This window comes from Comamonas flocculans (assembly GCF_007954405.1).
Lineage (GTDB): Bacteria > Pseudomonadota > Gammaproteobacteria > Burkholderiales > Burkholderiaceae_C > Comamonas_C > Comamonas_C flocculans.
Window position 1 is genome coordinate 1,147,682 of the sequence record NZ_CP042344.1, and the last position, 16,625, is coordinate 1,164,306.

At 70.2% G+C, this 16,625-nt stretch carries 20 protein-coding genes; 3 read left to right on the forward strand and 17 right to left on the reverse strand.

The window, feature by feature from the left end; translation table 11 throughout:
• Nucleotides 1–17: 17 nt before the first annotated feature.
• Nucleotides 18–1,055: an ABC transporter substrate-binding protein gene (locus tag FOZ74_RS05630; RefSeq protein WP_222434186.1), complete on the reverse strand. Its 1,038-nt coding sequence runs from the start codon at nucleotides 1,053–1,055 to the stop codon at nucleotides 18–20.
• Nucleotides 1,056–1,336: 281 nt separating this feature from the next.
• Here FOZ74_RS05630 and FOZ74_RS05635 point away from each other — a divergent pair, with 281 nt between their 5' ends.
• Nucleotides 1,337–1,981 carry a histidine phosphatase family protein gene (locus FOZ74_RS05635; RefSeq protein WP_146912145.1) on the forward strand — a complete coding sequence of 215 codons (645 nt, stop codon included), beginning with the start codon at nucleotides 1,337–1,339 and terminating at the stop codon, nucleotides 1,979–1,981.
• Nucleotides 1,982–2,050: 69 nt separating this feature from the next.
• On the opposite strand, the gene FOZ74_RS05640 is transcribed toward FOZ74_RS05635, so the two are convergent.
• The 7 genes from FOZ74_RS05640 to FOZ74_RS05670 form a co-directional block, all read right to left on the reverse strand.
• On the reverse strand, nucleotides 2,051–3,142 hold the full coding sequence (locus tag FOZ74_RS05640; RefSeq protein ID WP_146912146.1) for a protein-glutamate methylesterase/protein-glutamine glutaminase: 1,092 nt from the start codon (nucleotides 3,140–3,142) through the stop codon (nucleotides 2,051–2,053).
• 21 nt (nucleotides 3,143–3,163) lie between these two features.
• A complete protein-coding gene (cheD, locus tag FOZ74_RS05645) occupies nucleotides 3,164–3,877 on the reverse strand; it encodes a chemoreceptor glutamine deamidase CheD (protein WP_146912147.1) in 714 nt (237 codons plus the stop codon).
• The gene (locus FOZ74_RS05650) at nucleotides 3,864–4,769 is read right to left on the reverse strand and encodes a CheR family methyltransferase (RefSeq protein ID WP_146912148.1); all 906 of its coding nucleotides are present in this window, start codon (nucleotides 4,767–4,769) and stop codon (nucleotides 3,864–3,866) included. The genes cheD and FOZ74_RS05650 overlap by 14 nt, the downstream gene beginning before the upstream one ends.
• A gap of 68 nt (nucleotides 4,770–4,837) precedes the next feature.
• Entirely contained in the window at nucleotides 4,838–5,329 is a 492-nt protein-coding gene (locus tag FOZ74_RS05655) for a chemotaxis protein CheW (protein WP_146912149.1), read from the reverse strand.
• Nucleotides 5,330–5,353: 24 nt separating this feature from the next.
• Nucleotides 5,354–7,480: a chemotaxis protein CheW gene (locus FOZ74_RS05660; RefSeq protein ID WP_146912150.1), complete on the reverse strand. Its 2,127-nt coding sequence runs from the start codon at nucleotides 7,478–7,480 to the stop codon at nucleotides 5,354–5,356.
• Nucleotides 7,481–7,535: 55 nt separating this feature from the next.
• Complete coding sequence (locus tag FOZ74_RS05665) at nucleotides 7,536–7,898, reverse strand: response regulator (protein WP_146912151.1); 363 nt, start codon at nucleotides 7,896–7,898, stop codon at nucleotides 7,536–7,538.
• 57 nt (nucleotides 7,899–7,955) lie between these two features.
• A complete protein-coding gene (locus tag FOZ74_RS05670; protein ID WP_146914095.1) occupies nucleotides 7,956–8,402 on the reverse strand; it encodes a hypothetical protein in 447 nt (148 codons plus the stop codon).
• Between the two features lie 141 nt (nucleotides 8,403–8,543).
• Here FOZ74_RS05670 and FOZ74_RS05675 point away from each other — a divergent pair, with 141 nt between their 5' ends.
• Together FOZ74_RS05675 and FOZ74_RS05680 are read left to right on the forward strand one after the other, a co-directional pair.
• Nucleotides 8,544–9,668, forward strand: coding sequence for a hybrid sensor histidine kinase/response regulator (locus tag FOZ74_RS05675; RefSeq protein WP_146912152.1), 1,125 nt, complete (start codon nucleotides 8,544–8,546; stop codon nucleotides 9,666–9,668).
• The gene (locus FOZ74_RS05680; RefSeq protein ID WP_146912153.1) at nucleotides 9,665–10,294 is read left to right on the forward strand and encodes a response regulator; all 630 of its coding nucleotides are present in this window, start codon (nucleotides 9,665–9,667) and stop codon (nucleotides 10,292–10,294) included. The genes FOZ74_RS05675 and FOZ74_RS05680 overlap by 4 nt, the downstream gene beginning before the upstream one ends.
• A gap of 91 nt (nucleotides 10,295–10,385) precedes the next feature.
• Here the strand turns inward: FOZ74_RS05680 and fliR are convergent, their stop codons facing one another.
• The 9 genes from fliR to fliJ form a co-directional block, all read right to left on the reverse strand.
• Nucleotides 10,386–11,153, reverse strand: a complete 768-nt coding sequence (fliR, locus tag FOZ74_RS05685; RefSeq protein WP_146912154.1) for a flagellar biosynthetic protein FliR — start codon at nucleotides 11,151–11,153, stop codon at nucleotides 10,386–10,388.
• A 12-nt stretch (nucleotides 11,154–11,165) separates the two neighbouring features.
• Complete coding sequence (fliQ, locus tag FOZ74_RS05690) at nucleotides 11,166–11,435, reverse strand: flagellar biosynthesis protein FliQ (RefSeq protein ID WP_146912155.1); 270 nt, start codon at nucleotides 11,433–11,435, stop codon at nucleotides 11,166–11,168.
• 15 nt (nucleotides 11,436–11,450) lie between these two features.
• A complete protein-coding gene (gene fliP / locus FOZ74_RS05695; RefSeq protein WP_146912156.1) occupies nucleotides 11,451–12,215 on the reverse strand; it encodes a flagellar type III secretion system pore protein FliP in 765 nt (254 codons plus the stop codon).
• Nucleotides 12,216–12,217: 2 nt separating this feature from the next.
• Entirely contained in the window at nucleotides 12,218–12,544 is a 327-nt protein-coding gene (locus FOZ74_RS05700) for a FliO/MopB family protein (protein ID WP_146912157.1), read from the reverse strand.
• Entirely contained in the window at nucleotides 12,528–12,992 is a 465-nt protein-coding gene (gene fliN / locus FOZ74_RS05705; protein WP_146912158.1) for a flagellar motor switch protein FliN, read from the reverse strand. The genes FOZ74_RS05700 and fliN overlap by 17 nt, the downstream gene beginning before the upstream one ends.
• Nucleotides 12,982–13,986: a flagellar motor switch protein FliM gene (gene fliM, locus FOZ74_RS05710; protein WP_146912159.1), complete on the reverse strand. Its 1,005-nt coding sequence runs from the start codon at nucleotides 13,984–13,986 to the stop codon at nucleotides 12,982–12,984. Before fliM ends, fliN begins: the two co-directional genes overlap by 11 nt.
• A gap of 29 nt (nucleotides 13,987–14,015) precedes the next feature.
• Nucleotides 14,016–14,606 (reverse strand): flagellar basal body-associated FliL family protein, encoded by a 591-nt coding sequence (locus tag FOZ74_RS05715; protein WP_146912160.1) that lies wholly within the window; start codon nucleotides 14,604–14,606, stop codon nucleotides 14,016–14,018.
• Nucleotides 14,607–14,776: 170 nt separating this feature from the next.
• Entirely contained in the window at nucleotides 14,777–16,150 is a 1,374-nt protein-coding gene (locus tag FOZ74_RS05720; protein ID WP_146912161.1) for a flagellar hook-length control protein FliK, read from the reverse strand.
• 3 nt (nucleotides 16,151–16,153) lie between these two features.
• Nucleotides 16,154–16,618, reverse strand: coding sequence for a flagellar export protein FliJ (gene fliJ / locus FOZ74_RS05725; protein WP_146912162.1), 465 nt, complete (start codon nucleotides 16,616–16,618; stop codon nucleotides 16,154–16,156).
• Nucleotides 16,619–16,625: the final 7 nt, after the last annotated feature.

Consider the following 16,625-nt stretch of genomic DNA (forward strand, 5'->3'; position numbering starts at 1 on the left):
ATGGGCGGGAGCAGCGGTCAGCCGTAAAAATCGGCAGCGGGCATCTTGCCTCCGACCAGGCCGGGCTGGCGATCGAGCAGGTGCTGGTAGAAGAACTCCAGGTCGGCGCGGGCCTGGCGGGCGGGCATCACCTCCATGGTGGCGCGGGTGGCGGCAATCGCGTCAGCCACGCCTTCGGGGGTGAGCATGCTCACGTGGCGCGCGGCCATTTCGCCGCACTCCTTCGGGTGCTCCTTGCACCAGAGCAGGGCCTTGGCGTGCTCCTGCTCGAAGCGCGCAAGCAGCGCGGCGTCTTCATGCACGCTCTTGAGTGCGGCGATGCCGGCCTGGGGAATGCGCGGCGCACGCTGAAACACCCGGCCCCATTCCTGCTGCAAGTCCACGCTGCGAAACAGGTCGGGCGCGATCACCTTGGCCGGGAAGGAATGGCTTTTCTGCAGGCCCATGGAGACGGCCGGTTCGGCCAGCAGCGCATGGTCCGCGCGGCGGGTGATGAGCAGCTGCATCGCATCCATCGGCGAGGCGACGTAGCGCAGCTTGATGTCCGTGCCCACCTTGATGCCCTGTTTTTGCGCCAGCAGCTGAAACAGGATGTCGGGCATGTCGCCGCGAAACGGCATCACCACCTCCTTGCCGCGGTAGTCGGCCAGGGTGCGCAGGCCGTCCTCGCGCGAGACCATCCACAGCAGGCCCCAGGTGCTGATGTCCAGCAGCTTGAGCGGCACGCCGCGGTTGTAGAGGTTGGCCGCCACGTTGCTCGGCGCGGCGATGAAGTCCGCCGTCTGGCCGATGGCGATGGCGCGCAGCTGGTCGGGGCTCTTCCAGGCGATGAATTCCACCTGGTCGGCAAAATCGGCCAGTGCGCCGCTGTCGGCGATGCGCATCAGCGGGTAGGACACCAGCGCAAACGGGCCCGAGAGCGTGAGCCTGGCGCGGCGCGCGCCCTGCGCCGCCGCACCCGGCGCCCGGCCCAGCGCCCCGAGCGCGGACAGGGCCACGGCCCCGGCCATCCAGCGGCGGCGCGTCTGCCCGCCGGTTTTGCGATCATTCACCATAGACCCACCCAGGAAGCTGCACCCGTTTGCACGGCGTGTGTCCGCAGCGTCCGCCCGGTGTGCGAAAGACCGCATGATAATGAGATTTATTCTTGATTGACCCTTGGGGCTGCCGGGCACCACAACCCAAGGCCTTTGCCCAAAGCGGAAACACTATCGAATTCATAGTGAAAACCTGTCCATCAAAACGACCTCCGGCGCTTGCCCTTCAAGCGCCAGGCATTATGATTTCAGAAGCAAAATCCTGACAATTTACGCTGCGCTTGCAGCCGCGCTCACGCATGCAAGAACCTACCCGCATCATTGCCATTCGCCACGGAGAGACCGACTGGAACGTGCAGGGCCGCATCCAGGGTCACCAGGACGTGGAGCTGAATGCCACCGGCTTGCGCCAGGCGCGCCGGCTCGCCCAGGCGCTGCGCCGGGAAACCGTGGGCTGCATCTACAGCAGCGACCTGCAGCGCGCGCTGCAGACCGCGCAGGCCCTCGCGCAGACGACCGGCGCCCCGCTGGTCACCGAGCCGCGCCTGCGCGAGCGCAGCTTCGGCCGGTACGAGGGCCTGCGCTTCATGCAGGTGCAGACCGAGGCGCCCGAGCACGCCCGGCGCTGGCGCGAACGCGACCCGCACTACGCGCCCGAAGGTGGCGAAAACCTGAGCGCGCTGCGCCAGCGCATTGCCGCCACCGTCGACGAACTGGCCGCGCGCCACGCGGGCGAGCAGATCGTGCTGGTGGCGCACGGCGGGGTGATGGACATGCTCTACCGCCTGGCCACGCGCCAGCACCTGCAGGCGGCGCGCACCTGGCAGCTGCCCAACGCCGCGGTCAACCGCCTGCTGTGGAACCCCGGCACCGGTCTGACCCTGGTCGGCTGGGCCGACACCGGCCATCTGGCGGCGGACAGCCGCGATGAGCAACATGACTAGGCCCGTGGCCTGTACGCGCTCCCCGCGCGGAGTGCCTGAACCGCACGTATTGCGCCGGAGCCATGGCGCTCAGATGCGGTTGTGCTGACGGTCGGCGCCGCTGCCCAGGCGGGCAAGCAGCGCGCCGGCAATCTCCCTGAGCGGCAGCACCTCGTCGGCCGCGCCGTGGGCAATCGCCTCCCGCGGCATGCCGAAGACCACGCAGCTGGCCTCGTCCTGCACGTAGTTGTAGCTGCCCGCGTCGCGCATCTCGCGCAGGGCGGCGGCGCCGTCGTCGCCCATGCCGGTGAGCATGATGCCGCAGGCGTTGCGCCCCACCTGCGCGGCCACGGACTTGAACAGCACCTCCACCGAGGGCTTGTGGCGGTTGACGGGTGCGCCGTCGTCCACCACCGCGACGTAGTTGGCGCCGCTGCGGCCGAGGTGAAACTGCGTGCCCCCGGGCGCGATGTAGGCATGGCCGGGCAGGATGCGCTCGCCGTCCCGCGCTTCCTTGACGGTCATCTGGCACAGGCCGTTCAGGCGCGCGGCAAAGCTGGTGGTGAAGCCCGGCGGCATGTGCTGGGTGATGACGATGGCCGGGCAGTCGGCGGGCAGGCGGGTGAGCACTTCGCGGATCGCCTCGGTGCCACCGGTGGAGGCGCCGATGGCGATGATCTTTTCGGTGGACAGGCGCCCGATCAGGCCGGGGCGCGCGGGCGCGCCGGCCGGCGCCTGCCCCTCGGGGCCGGGCGCGGGCGCCACCAGCCGGTGCACACGGGCCTGCGCGGCGATGCGGATCTTGTCGGTGATCTGCGCCGCCAGCTGCGTCATGCCCGACGCCAGGCCGATGCGCGGCTTGGCGACGAAATCCACCGCGCCCAGCTCCAGCGCGCGCATGGTGACCTCGGCGCCGCGCTCGGTCAGCGTGGAGATCATCACCACCGGCGTGGGCCGCAGGCGCATCAGCCGGCCCAGGAAGTCGATGCCGTCCATGCGCGGCATCTCCACGTCCAGCGTGATCACGTCGGGGTTGAGGTTGCGGATCATCTCGCGCGCCTGCAACGGGTCGTTGGCCGCGCCTATGCACAGCATGTCGGGCTCGCGGTTGATGATCTCCGTGAGCAGGCTGCGCACCAGCGCGGAATCATCGACCACCACCACGCGGATCTTGCGTCCCATCTCCAGCCTCACTCCTTGTCCTCAAAACAGATCGACCGAGCCACCGTGGTGGGCCCGCACCACCGCCGCCGCGCTGCCCTGCGTTCTCTCGGCAAGCAGCAGGTCGGGGTGGGCGTGCGCCAGGCGCTTGACCATGGCCTTGCCCGTGGCGGGGAAGAACGCCACCTTGCGCGGGTAGATGTCCAGCACGTCCTCGGCAATGATGGGTATGCGCTCGGTGGCGAGGTAATTCTGCACAAACGCGGTGTTGCGCTCACCCACGTTCAGCGCCGTGAAGTTGGCCATGACCTGGCCGCCGCCGAAGATCTTGGCCTGCAGGGTTTCGCGGCGCGCGCCCAGCTTCATCATCTCGTTGATCAAGAGCTCCATCGCATACGAGCCGTAGCGCCCCGACTGGTCGGCGCCGCTGCCTTCGGGCAGCATGAAGTGGTTCAGGCCGCCGACGCGCGAGCGGCTGTCCCACAGGCAGGCGGCGATGCACGAGCCGAGCACGGTCTGGATCACCAGGTTCTCGTTGGAGACGAAATACTCGCCTGGCAGCACCTTGACCGCGTTGAACTGGAAGCGCTGGTCGAAGAAGAAGAACGCGGCCTCGCCGCTGCGCCGCGGGGCGTTCTTGAGCTCATCCAGGCTGGGCGTGCGCGCCGGGGCGCGCGCCGGCTCGGGCGTGGCCGCTCCGATGCGCGGGGCGCGGCGGCGTTCCACACCGGCGGGGGCGGCGTCAGAGGCGCTCATAGACCGTCTTTCCGCGCAACGCGAACAGGTCGCGCGACTCGCTGAAGTTCTCCGCATGGCCCACGTACAGCGTGCCGCCGGGCTTGAGCACGCGGTGGATGCGCTCGAGCACGCGCCGCTGGGTGGGGGCGTCGAAGTAGATCATGACATTGCGGCAGAACACCACGTCGAAGGGCTCGCGAAACGGCCAGTCGTCGCGGATCAGGTTCACGCTCAGGAAGCTTACCGGCTGGCGCAGCTCGGGGCGCACGCGCACCAGCCCTTCATTGCCGCCCTTGCCGCGCAGGAAGTAGCGCTGCAGCTGCTCGCGCGCCAGGCCCTTGAGGCCCTGGGCGCGGTAGACGCCGCGCTCGGCCAGCTCGATGCAGCGCGAGTCGATGTCGCTGGCCAGCACCTGCAGCGGCGCGCCGGCGTTGAGCGACTGCAGCGCGCTGATGACGATGGAGTACGGCTCTTCCCCCGTGGAGGCGGCCGCGCACCAGATGCGCCAGGGGCCGCCCGGGCGCCTGCCCAGCAGCGTGGCGAAATGCTCGAAATGGTGGCGCTCGCGAAAGAAAGCGGTGAGGTTGGTGGTCAGCGCGTTGATGAATTCCTGCCACTCGGGGCCGTCCTGGCCCTGCAGCCAGTCCAGATAGTCGGCAAAGCGCCTGTGGCCGGTCTCGCGCAGGCGCCGCGACAGGCGGCTGTAGACCATGGCGTGCTTGCCGTCGTGCAGGCTGATGCCGGCGCGCTGGTAGATCAGCGCCTGCACGCGCTTGAAGTCGGCCGTGGTCCAGTCGAACTCGCGCACCTCGCCCGCACCGCCCGCCTCGGGCGCCTCGGGCGCCGCGGCGGCCATGGGCGGCACCACGGGCGCTGCCGCCCTTCTGGCTGAAGTCTTGTAGCCTTTCATGGCACGCCGCCCGATCGATCGCCTCTGCCTCGCCCCTGCGCCTGCATGCCGGTGGCGCGCCGCAAAGCTCAGGCCTGTGCCAGCACCAGCCCCATGTCGGGGTTGTTCATCAGCCGCTCGATGTCCAGCAGGATCAGCATGCGCTCGCCCACCGCGCCCAGGCCCCGGATGCAGCGCGCATCGATCGCGCTTTCGATGTCGGGGGCGGGGCGCAGCTGCTCTTCGCCGAGCTCGATCACGTCACTGACCGAATCGACGACCACGCCGACCACGCGCTCGCGCAGGTTCAGGATGATGACCACGGTGAGGTGGTTGTATTCGGCGCTCTCGCAGCCGAAACGCAGGCGCATGTCCACGATGGGCACGATGGTGCCGCGCAGGTTGGACACGCCCTTGATGAAGGGCGGCGCGTTGGCCACGCGCGTGGGGTCTTCGTAGCCGCGGATTTCCTGCACCTTCAGGATGTCGATGCCGTACTCTTCCTTGCCCAGGCGGAAGGTCAGGTATTCGCCGGCCCCGGGGCCACTGGCTTCTTCGATCTTCTTGAGGACTGCACTCATGCTGCTTCTCCTTGCCCGCGCGCCTCAGTGGCGCGCGCGGCGCACCAGCGCGCTGGTATCGAGGATCAGGGCGACGTTGCCGTCGCCCATGATGGTGGCGCCCGAGACGTTGGCCACCTTGCGGTAGTTGGTCTCCAGGTTCTTGACCACCACCTGCTGCTGGCCGAGCAGCTCGTCGACCAGCACGGCCACGCGCGAGCCTTCGGCCTCGACCACCACCATGATGTCGTTGCCGCTGCCGGGCTCGGCGCGCGGCACCTGGAAGATGCGCTCGAGCGAGACCACGGGCATGTACTCCTCGCGCACCTTCACCAGCTGCGAGCCCTGGGCCACGGTGTTGATGTCCTCGTGCCTGACCTGGAAGGACTCGACCACCGAGGACAGCGGCAGGATGTAGACCTCGTCGGCCACGCCGACCGACATGCCGTCCATGATGGCCAGCGTCAGCGGCAGGCGCACCGACACGCGCGTGCCCGCGCCCTCGACCGAGTCGATCTCCACCGTGCCATTGAGCGCGGCGATGTTCTTCTTGACCACGTCCATGCCCACGCCGCGCCCGGAGACGTCGGTGACCACCTCGGCGGTGGAAAAGCCCGGCAGCATGATGAGGTTCCAGACGTCGGCGTCGGCCATGGAATCCGGCGCGTCCAGGCCGCGCTCGCGCGCCTTCTTGAGGATCTTCTCGCGCGACAGGCCGTGTCCGTCGTCGCGCACCTCGATGACGATGGAGCCGCCCTGGTGCGCCGCCGACAGCGTGAGCGTGCCGTGCTCGGTCTTGCCCGCGGCCAGGCGCTCGGCGGGCAGCTCGATGCCGTGGTCGCAGCTGTTCCTGACCAGGTGGGTCAGCGGGTCGGTGATCTTTTCCACCAGGCTCTTGTCCAGTTCGGTGGCCTCGCCGTGGGTGACGAATTCGACCTTCTTGCCCAGTTGTCTGGCCAGGTCGCGCAGCATGCGCGGGAAACGGCTGAACACGGTGGACATCGGAATCATGCGGATGGACATGACCGATTCCTGCAGGTCGCGCGTGTTGCGGTCCAGATCCGCCAGGCCGGCAAGCAGTTGCTGGTGCAGCGCCGGGTCCAGGTCGCGGCTGTTTTGCGCCAGCATCGCCTGGGTGATGACCAGCTCGCCCACGAGGTTGATGAGCTGGTCCACCTTGTTGACCGCCACGCGGATGCTGCTCGACTCGATCGCGCCGTGCGCCGCCGCCTTGTGCTGCCCTGCCGGGGCGGGGGCCACGGGCGCTGCCGGCGCGGGTTCGCTGCCCGCAGCCGCGGGCGCCGCCGCGCCACCGGCACGGGGCGCGCCGGGGGCGCCGTCGAAGAAGCCGAACTCCTCGCGTTCGCCGTCGCTGCCCGGCGGCGCGGCGGCGCCCGCGCCCGCTTCGTGTATCTGCACCTGCTCGCGCGCGACGTGAAAGACGAACAGGTCGAGCAGCTCCGCGTCCGAGGAACGGGTCTTGACCGCGTAGGCGCGCACGCCCGGCTCGTCCGAGGGCAGGTCCTCGATGCTGCCCAGGCCTTCGATGTCGCGAAACAGGTCCTTGATGGCGTCGGCCAGCTCGGGCTGGGGCAGCGGGCCGATGCGGATCTGCAGCGCGCGCTCGCCGGGCGCGGCCGCAGGGGCGGGCGCCGGCGTGGGCGCCGCGGCAGGGGCGGGCGCAGGGTTTGCCTGCGGCGCAGCCGCCGGCGCGGGCTCGGGCGCGGCCGCCGCGGGAGCCGGGGCCGCGCCCTCGGCCAGCGCGCGGATGCGCGCCACGAGCTCGGCCGTGGGCACGGCCGCGCCCTGCTCGCCGCCCTGGTGGCGCGCCAGCAGGCTGCGCGAGACGTCGGCCGATTCGAGCAGCGCGTCCACCATCGGCGGGGTCAGCTGCAGCTCGTGGCGGCGCAGGCGGTCCAGCAGCGACTCCATCTTGTGCGTGAGTTCGGCCACGTCGGCAAAGCCGAAGGTGGCCGAGCCGCCCTTGATCGAGTGGGCGCAGCGGAAGATGCCGTTGAGTTCCTCGTCGTCGGGCGCGCTCACGTCCAGCGCCAGCAGCATCTGCTCCATCTGGTCGAGGTTCTCGGCCGCCTCTTCGAAGAAGACACCATAGAACTGGCTCAGGTCGAAGTCCGAGCCACCGGCGCCGGTCTGGGCGTGGGTGTCTGCCATGGTTTGCTTTCCTCTTGCTTCAGTGCGTTGACGTGCGGGCCGGCCGTGGCCGCGCTCAGCGGATGACCTTGCGGATCACCTCGACCAGACGCGTGGGATCGAAGGGCTTGACCAGCCAGCCGGTGGCCCCGGCGCTGCGCCCGGCCTGCTTCATCACGTCGCTCGATTCGGTGGTCAGGATCAGGATGGGCTTGTCCTTGAAGCGCGGATGCTCGCGCAGCCGGCGCGTGAGGCCGATGCCATCGAGGCGCGGCATGTTCTGGTCGGCCAGGATCAGGTCGATGTCGTGCGCCATGGCCTTCTCGAACGCGTCCTCGCCGTCCACCGCCTCGACCACCTTGAATCCTGCGCTGGTGAGCGTGAACGACACCATCTTGCGCATCGAGGGCGAATCATCGACGGCCAGTATCGACTGCATGCGGGGCTCCAATCACTCCGAAGTTAGTAGGTTAACCGGTAACGGTCTTGATACAAGTCAGAAAAGCTCGATGGAGCCGGCGTCCATTTCGCTTTGCGTGACGGGGTTGGGCCGCTCGGGCGGCACGCCCTGCACCACCGCGGGCTCTTCGCCCTCGTCCGAGCCCATGGCCTCGGCGCTGAGCTGCGAGGAGCAGGCTTCGAGCACCTTGCCGGTGTGCGCCACGAGCTGCGTGGCCATGTCGTGGAACTGCAGCTCGGTGATCGCGTTGCGCAGCGCCTCGCGCAGCGCCAGCAGCCGCGGGTGCGCCTGCGTGAGCTCGGGCGTGAGCACCGCGTCAGCGTCGCCAAAGCGCTGGATCAGGTTGCCCGCCGCATGGTCCAGCAGGCCCTGCAGGCGGTGCAGGTCGTGCAGCGAGGTGAGCAGCGCGTCCTGGATGTCGGCCGCCACCAGCACCGGGATGGCGAGCACGGGATCGGTCGAAGGATCAGGGGTTGACGCCATCATGTCTCCAGCGTGGCCGCGCGGCAGTCCGGCCCGGTTGGCGGGCCGGGCCCGGCAAGCGACTAACATCCCCGCAGCCGACGCATGTGTGCCCAGGTACCTGTGGCGGCATCGCGCCCTCTGTGAGTCTGAATGACAAACATGATAGCTACTCCCGCAGACTTTGACACCGCGAACAAACCCGTGCGCGTGCTGCATCTGGAGGACTCGGCCGCCGACCACGAGCTGGCCCGCCTGGCGCTGCGCCGCGCGCCGGTGGCGCACGAGCTCACGCAGGTGGACACGCTGGCGGCGCTGATGCAGGCTCTGCGCGGCGGGCAGTTCGACCTGGTGCTGGCCGACTACCGGCTGCGCGGCTTCACCGCCATCGACGCCTGGCAGCAGGCGCAGACGCTGGCGGCGCACCCGCCCTTCGTGCTGCTGTCGGGGGCCATCGGCGAGGCGGCGGCGGTCAATGCGCTGCACCTGGGCTTTGCCGACTACCTGCTCAAGGACGACATGGCGCGCCTGCCGCACGTGATCGCGCGCGCCATCGAGATGGCCGAGGCGCGGTGCGCGCGCGAACAGGCGGCGGCCGAGCTGGCGGCTTCCGAGCGGCGCCTGGCCGAGCTGGCCGAGCACCTGCAGGCGACGATCGAGGAAGAGCGCGCGGCGATCGCGCGCGAGATCCACGACGACGTGGGCGGCGCGCTGACCGCTGCGCGCTTCGACCTGGCCTGGATCGCGCGCCACGCCGGCGGCGACGCCGCCATGGCCGAGCATGCGCACAGCGCCAACGAGATGCTGCAGCACGCGCTGGGCGCGAGCCAGCGCATCATGATGAACCTGCGCCCGCCGGTGCTCGACCAGGGGCTGGTGGCGGCGGTGCGCTGGCTGGCGCAGACCTTCGAGCGGCGCACCGGCATGCGCTGCGCCGTGCTGGCGCCGCAGCAGCCGCTGTCCATCGCCCAGGCGCTGCAGCTCGTCGCCTACCGCACGGTGCAGGAGGCGCTGACCAACGTGCAGAAGTACGCCCAGGCGCGCCAGGTGCGCGTGGAGCTGTCCGAGCACGAGGGCCTGATGCTGCTGGAGGTGTGCGACGACGGCATGGGCGTGGCGCCCGGCGCGCTGGGCAAGAGCCACTCCTTCGGCTTGCGCGGGCTGCGCGAGCGCGCGCGGCGCGCCGGCGGCTGGCTGGACGTGAGCAGCCAGCAGGGGCGCGGCACCTGCGTGGTGCTGACCCTGCCGGTCGCGGGCGGCGCCGACACCGGACAATCGCCGCCATGATCGACGTGATTTTGTGTGACGACCACGCGCTGGTGCGCCGCGGCATCCGCGACACCCTGGCCGAGGCGCCCGACATCCGCGTGAGCGGCGAGGCGGGCAGCTATACCGAACTGCGCGAGCTGCTGCGCCACGCCCCCTGCGACGTGCTGCTGCTGGACCTGAACCTGCCCGGACGCAGCGGCATCGAGGTGCTGGCCAGCCTGCAGGAGAGCCATCCGCGCACCAAGGTGCTGATCGTCTCGATGTACCCCGAGGACCAGTACGCGCTGCGCGCGCTCAAGGCCGGCGCGCACGGCTACGCGAACAAGGCGGCCGATCCGCTGCAGCTGATCACCGCGGTGCACACCGTCATGCAGGGGCGCAAATACCTCACGCCCGAAGTGGCGCAGCTGCTGGCCGACAGCCTGGCCCAGCCCGAGCGCGAGCTGGCGCACGCGCAGCTCTCGGAGCGCGAGCTGCAGACGCTGGTGAAGATCGCCTCGGGCAAGCGCCTGTCGGACATCGCCCAGGAGCTGGTGCTCAGCCCCAAGACGGTGAGCGTCTACCGCGCACGGGTGCTGGCCAAGCTGGGGCTGAGCAACAACGCCGAGCTCACGGTGTACGCGATACGCAACCAGCTCGTCTGAAAAGCATAGCTGCTTGCGCTGAATGGCAAAGGGTTTCAGATATGAAACATGCTGAAATCCTTGCCTATAGCGCGCTTTCAGCTCTCTTTTTTCAACCAGGGCCGAACAGGTCCATGGTCTGCTGCAGCAGCGTGTACAGCGGCTGCTCCAGCATCGGCAGCGTGGCGGTGATGCCCAGCAGCCCGACGGTGATGGTCACCGGAAAGCCGACCGCGTAGATGTTGGTCTGCGGCGCCACGCGCGAGATCACGCCCATGGTGAGGTTGACGAACAGCAGCAGCGCGATCAGGGGCAGCGCCAGCCACAGCGCGCTGGAAAACAGCCCCGCGCCCAGCTCGTGCAGGCGCATCTGCGCGAGCGACTGCAGCACGTTGCCGTCGAGCGGAAAGCTCTTGAAGCTCTGCAGCAGCGCCATCAGCACCATCAGGTGGCCGTTGACCACGATGAACAGCCACAGCGCCACGTTGCTGTAGAAGCCCGTGAGCGCGCCGCGCTGCGAATTGCTCGCCGGATCGAAGAAGGAGGCGTAATTCAGGCCCATCTGCAGGCCGATGACCTCGGCCGACAGCTCCACGCAGGTGAACACCAGGCGCACCGCAAAGCCGATCGCCAGGCCCACGCCCACCTGCTGCGCCACCGCGCTCCAGGCGGCGGCCGTGTCCAGCGCGATGACCGGCTGGGGCGGCAGCGCCGCCTGCGCGCACACCGCCACCAGGAAGGCCAGCGCCACCTTCAGCCGCACGGGAATGGCGCGGGTGGAGAAGATCGGCGCGGCGGTGAACATCGCCAGCACGCGCAGGAAGGGCCACAGGATGGGCGAAACCCAGGCCATGAGCTGCGCTTCGTCGAAGGTCAGCATGGCGGCCCGGCCTCAGCCGACGACGGAGGGAATCGTCTCCAGCGTGGTGCGCAGGTAGTCCACCAGCGTGCTCACCATCCAGGGCCCGGCCAGCGCGAACACCAGCACCGCCGCCACCAGCTTGGGCACGAAGGACAGCGTGGCCTCGTGCACCTGGGTGACGGCCTGGAAGATGCTCACGATCAGCCCCACCACCATCACCGCGCCCAGCGCCGGCAGGGCAATGGCCAGCAGCAGCATGAGCGCGTTGTGGCCGAAGGTGAGAACGAATTGCGCGGTCATCGAAAGCCTCCTGCGTCAGCCGGAAAAACTGGCCGCCAGCGACCCCATGAGCAGGTTCCAGCCGTCGGCCAGCACGAACAGCATCAGCTTGAAGGGCAGCGCCACCAGCACCGGCGAGAGCATCATCATCCCCAGCGACATCAGCACGCTGGCCACCACCATGTCGATGATGAGAAAGGGGATGAAGACCATGAAGGCGATCTGGAAGGCCGACTTGAGCTCGCTCGTGACGAAGGCCGGCACCAGCACGCGCAGCGGCGCGGTCTCGGCCGTGACCTCGGCGGGCAGCCTGGCCAGGCGGGCGAACAGGCCGAAGTCGCTCTGGCGCGTCTGCTTGAGCATGAAGGCGCGCATCGGCGCCTCGGCCCGGGGCAGCGCGTCCTCAAACGTCAGCTGGTTCTGCGTGTAGGGCACGTAGGCGTCCTGATAGACCTTGTCCAGCGTCGGCCCCATCACGAAGAGCGTGAGAAACAGCGACAGCCCGATGATCACCATGTTGGGCGGCGCCGCCTGCGTGCCCAGCGCCTGGCGCAAGAGCGAGAGCACGATGACGATGCGCGTGAAGCTGGTCATGAGCAGCAGCACCGCCGGCAGGAAGGACAGCGCGGTGAAGAACAGCAGCGTCTGTATCGGCACCGAATAGCTGTTGCCCCCGGGCCCCGAGCCGATCACTAGCGGCAGCGTGCCCGGCGCCTCCTGCGCCAGCGCGCCCTGCGCTCCCGCCAGCGCCAGCAGCGCCAGCGCCGCCAGCCACGGTCTGCCTGCACGTACCGCGGCCATGCTCAATCCAGCGAAGGCTCGGTGCGCGCGGCCGCCACCGCGCCGGCGAACGAGGCCGCGGGCAGCACGTGCAGGCAGGTGATGGCCTGCGCCGTCACGCCCAGCACCAGCACCACGCGCTCTTCGGCGCTGCCGGTTTCCATGGTGACCACGCGCTGCTGCGGGCCTATGGTGAGCGAAGAGAGCACGCGCGCGCCGGCCCCGCCCGCGCTCAGCGCCGGCGCGCCGCGCCCGCGCTGCCAGCGCCGCGCCAGCCAGGGCAGGCAGGCGATGGCGCCGATGAACAGCACCACCCACAGCAGCGACAGCGAACTAACCCCGGCTGACACGGCGCAGGCGCTCCGAAGGCGTGACCACGTCGGTCAGGCGGATGCCGAACTTGTCGTTGACCACCACCACCTCGCCCTGGGCGATGAGGTAGCCGTTGACCAGCACGTCCATGGGCTCGCCCGCCAGCGCGTCCAGCTCCACCACCGAGCCCTGGGCGAGCTGCAGGATGTACTTGATCGGCACCTTGGTGCGCCCCAGCTCCACCGACAGCTGCACCGGGATGTCCAGCACCATGTTGATGTCGTGCACGCCCGGGTCGCCCCCGGCGTAGGAGGGCATGGCCGGCCCGCCCGACAGCGGCCCGCCCTGCTCGGCCTCGGGCGCGCCCGCGCCGCCCTCGGCGGCCTTTTGTTCGTTCAGCGCCTCGGCCCAGTCGGCGAAGGCGTCGTCGGCCGCGGCCTGGCCGCCCTCGGCCTCGGTGCTGTGGGTTTCGGTCTCAGTGGCCATAGTCATTCCCCGTGCCGGCGCTGTCGCCGGTGTACAGGCGTTCCTCGATGCGGATCGCGTATTTGGCGTTGTGCGTGCCGTACTGGCACTCGAAAAGATCGATGCCGCCCACCGACGCGCGGATGCGCGGCAGGCGCTCCAGCTCGATGAAGTCGCCCGGGCGCATGGCCAGGAGCTGCTCCACCGTGGCGTCGGCGCGCGCCAGCTCCGCCACCAGCGTCACCTCGGCCGCCTGCACCTCGCGCGAGAGCACCTTGACCCAGCGCCGGTCGACCTCGATGGCGTCGCCCTGCACGGTGGAATACAGCACGTCGCGGATCGGCTCCATCGTGGCGTAGGGCATGCAGATGTGGATGGAGCCGGCCAGGTCGCCGATCTCCAGGTGGAAGGCGGTGGAGACCACGATCTCGCTGGGCGTGGCGATGTTGGCGAACTGCGGCTGCATCTCCGAGCGCTGGTAGGCGAGCTCCAGCGGGTAGATGCCCTGCCAGGCCTTCTTGTACTCGCTGGTGATCACGTCCACGATGCGCTGGATCACGCGCTGCTCGGTGGCGGAAAAGTCGCGCCCCTCGATGCGCGTCTGGTACTTGCCCGCACCGCCGTAGAGCGTGTCGATGATGCCGAACACGAGCGACGGCTCGCACACCACCAGGCCGCTGCCGCGCAGCGGGCGGATCGCCACGATGTTGAAGTTGGTCGGCACCACGATCTCGCGCAGGAAGGCGTTGTAGCGCTGCACCGACACCGTGCCCACCGAAATCTCGGGGCTGCGGCGGATGAAGTTGAACAGGCCCACGCGCAGGTTGCGCGCGAAGCGCTCGTTGACGATCTCCATCGTCGGCATGCGCCCGCGCACGATGCGCTCCTGGCTGGAGATGTCGTAGGTGCGGATGGCGCTGGCGTCCACCTCTTCCTCGACGCGCTTCTGGCTCTCGCCGGTCACGCCTTCGAGCAGGGCATCCACCTCTTCCTGGGACAAGAACGAGTCGGCCATGGTCTGTGCTCTCCTGGTGCGGCCCGCGGCTACTGGACGATGAAGCTGGAAAACAGCACCGCGCGCACCGGCGCATTGCCGTCGCGCGCCGGCTTGCGCGGGCGCACTTCGTCCTCGTCATCGTCCTCCTCGGCCGCGCGCTTCTTGCTCTTGCGCGGCTTGGGCGGCGCGTAGCCCAGCGCGTCCAGCACCTCGGCGCGCACGTCGGCGGCCAGTTTTTCCTTGCCTTCGCGCGAGAGCAGCTCGTCGGAGGTGCGCTGCGACAAGAGCAGCAGCACGCCGCTGCGTATCGCGGGCATGTGCGCCTTCACGCGCTCGGCGGTCTTGCCGTTGTCCAGCTGCAGCGTGATGCCCACCTGGGCGAAACGGTCGCCGCCGGGGTCGGCCAGGTTCACCACCATGTTGTCCATGGGCAGGAAGGCGGGCGGCGTCTTGTCGTCCTCGACCTGGGCCACGGGCTCGTCCGCGTCCTCATCCAGGCTGGCGCTGCGCTGCTTGGCGATGAACCACAGCGCCCCGGCCGCCGCGATGGCCAACACCACCAGCAGCGCAAGGATGATCAGCAGCCACTTCTTCTTGGCTTTGGCAGCTACCGGGGGAGCGGTTTCTTCTTCGGCCACGTGCACACTTTCTCGCGCCGCGCGGGCGCCTGGGTTCGGTCGGCGCGGCCGCAGCCTGTGCGCGCCCTTGCCGTGACCGCATTATTGGGCAGGGTGGCGGGCGGTGATAGCCAGAATAGGCCTGCAAACCGGGCGCTTACGCGCGCGCCGGCGGGCCCGCGCGCTTCGCCTCAGACGAAGACGTCCAGCGCCCGATCGCCCCGGGTGCGCTGCGGCGCCAGCGCGTCGCCCTCGGCCAGCACGCGGGCCTGGGCGCCGCCGCCCCGCCCGGCCGGGGGCCGCCCGCCGCCGGGGTGCTGCGCACCGGCGCCGCCCTGCTCGCCGGCCACGCCGACGTTCACGTCGGCCAGCGCCAGGCCCTGCTGCTGCAGCAGGCTGCGCAGCTGCTCCACCCCGGCGTCCAGCGCCAGGCGCGAAGCCTCGTGGTCGCTCAGGAAGCTGACCCTGGCCACGTCGCCGGCCAGCACCACCTGCACCTGCACCGCCTGGCCGTCGCGGTCCAGCGTGAACTCGGCGCGCTGGCTCTTCTGATGCACCCAGAAGGCCACCTGCTCGCCGAGCTCCTGCAGGAAGCTGGTGTCCAGGCCCGCATCCGCCCCCGCCGCGCCCGCGCCGTCGGCGCCGCCCGGCGCCTGGGCCGCGGCCGCCAGCGCGCCCTGGCCGCCCGCGTGTGCGCCGCCCTGCGCGCCCGAGCCGCCGCCGGAGCCGGCGCTGCGCCCCGGCCCGTCCAGGCCAGCCGCCGCCGCGACCGCCACCGCGGGCGATGGCGCGCCTTCGGCGCCGCGTGCGCCGGTGGCGAGGGGGGCCAGGGCCACGCGCGGCTGCGCCTCGGCGGCCTTCTCCAGCCCCTGGGCCAGCGCCTGCAGGCCCGGGGGCAGGTCGGCCAGCGCCGCGCCCGCATCCGCGCCAGCGCCTGGGGCCACCGCAAGACCCGAAGCCGTCGCGGTCTGCGCACCGGTCGCGGACAAGGCCGCGGCCATGCCGGCGGCTGCGCCCGGCGCGGCGCCAGGGCTGCGGCGCGGGCCAACCGCGCTCGGCTGGGCCGCATCGATCCGGCCTGTCTCCTTTGTCATCAAACTCGGCGCCAGCCCTTGTCCCACCTGCGCATGCAGCTCCTGTCCCAGGAGCACCACGGCCTGTTGCTGGCGCACTTGCTCACTCGGTTGCGTACGCGCCAGATCCGCCGCGCCCGCCGCCTGCGCACGCTCGGCCTGCGCGTGCTGGCCCTGCTGCAGCAGCAAGGCCAGGTGCTCGGACAAGGGCAGACCCAGGGCATCGGGGGCCAGGGCATCGGGGGCATCGGCATCGGCCGGCGCGTCCAGCTCCAGCGGCGCTGAAGCCGGCGCCGGCGCGCCGTCGCCCGGCAGGTCCGGCTGCGCCGCGCCTTCGCCCAGCGCGGCCAGCAGCAGCGCGAAGCCCTCGCGCGTTGTCCCCGGCTCCTGCGCGCCCTGGGCGGCGGCGCCGGTTTCGGCGCTTGCCCCGGCCTGGGGGGCGGGCTGGGCAGCAGCCTGTGGCTGGGCGGGTGGCGTGCGTAGCGGGTCCATGGCTCATATCCCCTGGGTCAATTGCCGGCCGGCGCCGCGCACGTGGCGCTGCATGGCCAGCTCATCGGTCTGTTTCTGTTCGCGGCGCGCCTGCTGCAGTGCCAGCGCGCGCAGGCGCCGCTCCAGCACCTGGCGCAGGCTGGCCAGACGCGCCTCGGCCGCGGCCAGCGCCGCCACCGCGCGCGCAAGGCGCTGTTCATGCTCATGCACCACGCCCTGCTGCAGCTGCATCGTGTGCTCCAGGCGCTGCAGGAACTGGCGCTGGTGGCGCAGCACCTCGGGCTGCAGCTGCGCGCCTTCGCGCGGGCCCCAGCGCTGGCGCGTCTCCTGCGCGTAGCTGGCAAGCTGGTGCAACTGCGTCTGCGCCCTGGCCAGGTGCCCGCGCAACTGCACCAGGGCGTTGCGCGCGGCGTCGCGCTGGCGCGCGGCCAGGTCGATGGCGACTTCAAAGGCGTGGTTCGATGCCATGGCCGCG

Bases quoted from the DNA above. Each gene is read 5' to 3' on its own strand.
- fliN (WP_146912158.1), bottom strand. From the start codon at position 12,992: ATGGCCACTGAGACCGAAACCCACAGCACCGAGGCCGAGGGCGGCCAG.
- fliR (WP_146912154.1), bottom strand. From the start codon at position 11,153: ATGCTGACCTTCGACGAAGCGCAGCTCATGGCCTGGGTTTCGCCCATC.
- FOZ74_RS05720 (WP_146912161.1), bottom strand. From the start codon at position 16,150: ATGGACCCGCTACGCACGCCACCCGCCCAGCCACAGGCTGCTGCCCAG.
- FOZ74_RS05680 (WP_146912153.1), top strand. From the start codon at position 9,665: ATGATCGACGTGATTTTGTGTGACGACCACGCGCTGGTGCGCCGCGGC.
- FOZ74_RS05670 (WP_146914095.1), bottom strand. From the start codon at position 8,402: ATGGCGTCAACCCCTGATCCTTCGACCGATCCCGTGCTCGCCATCCCG.
- FOZ74_RS05640 (WP_146912146.1), bottom strand. From the start codon at position 3,142: ATGGGACGCAAGATCCGCGTGGTGGTGGTCGATGATTCCGCGCTGGTG.
- fliQ (WP_146912155.1), bottom strand. From the start codon at position 11,435: ATGACCGCGCAATTCGTTCTCACCTTCGGCCACAACGCGCTCATGCTG.
- FOZ74_RS05650 (WP_146912148.1), bottom strand. From the start codon at position 4,769: ATGAAAGGCTACAAGACTTCAGCCAGAAGGGCGGCAGCGCCCGTGGTG.
- FOZ74_RS05630 (WP_222434186.1), bottom strand. From the start codon at position 1,055: ATGGTGAATGATCGCAAAACCGGCGGGCAGACGCGCCGCCGCTGGATG.
- FOZ74_RS05665 (WP_146912151.1), bottom strand. From the start codon at position 7,898: ATGCAGTCGATACTGGCCGTCGATGATTCGCCCTCGATGCGCAAGATG.
- FOZ74_RS05660 (WP_146912150.1), bottom strand. From the start codon at position 7,480: ATGGCAGACACCCACGCCCAGACCGGCGCCGGTGGCTCGGACTTCGAC.
- cheD (WP_146912147.1), bottom strand. From the start codon at position 3,877: ATGAGCGCCTCTGACGCCGCCCCCGCCGGTGTGGAACGCCGCCGCGCC.
- fliM (WP_146912159.1), bottom strand. From the start codon at position 13,986: ATGGCCGACTCGTTCTTGTCCCAGGAAGAGGTGGATGCCCTGCTCGAA.
- FOZ74_RS05655 (WP_146912149.1), bottom strand. From the start codon at position 5,329: ATGAGTGCAGTCCTCAAGAAGATCGAAGAAGCCAGTGGCCCCGGGGCC.
- FOZ74_RS05635 (WP_146912145.1), top strand. From the start codon at position 1,337: ATGCAAGAACCTACCCGCATCATTGCCATTCGCCACGGAGAGACCGAC.
- fliP (WP_146912156.1), bottom strand. From the start codon at position 12,215: ATGGCCGCGGTACGTGCAGGCAGACCGTGGCTGGCGGCGCTGGCGCTG.
- FOZ74_RS05675 (WP_146912152.1), top strand. From the start codon at position 8,544: ATGATAGCTACTCCCGCAGACTTTGACACCGCGAACAAACCCGTGCGC.
- fliJ (WP_146912162.1), bottom strand. From the start codon at position 16,618: ATGGCATCGAACCACGCCTTTGAAGTCGCCATCGACCTGGCCGCGCGC.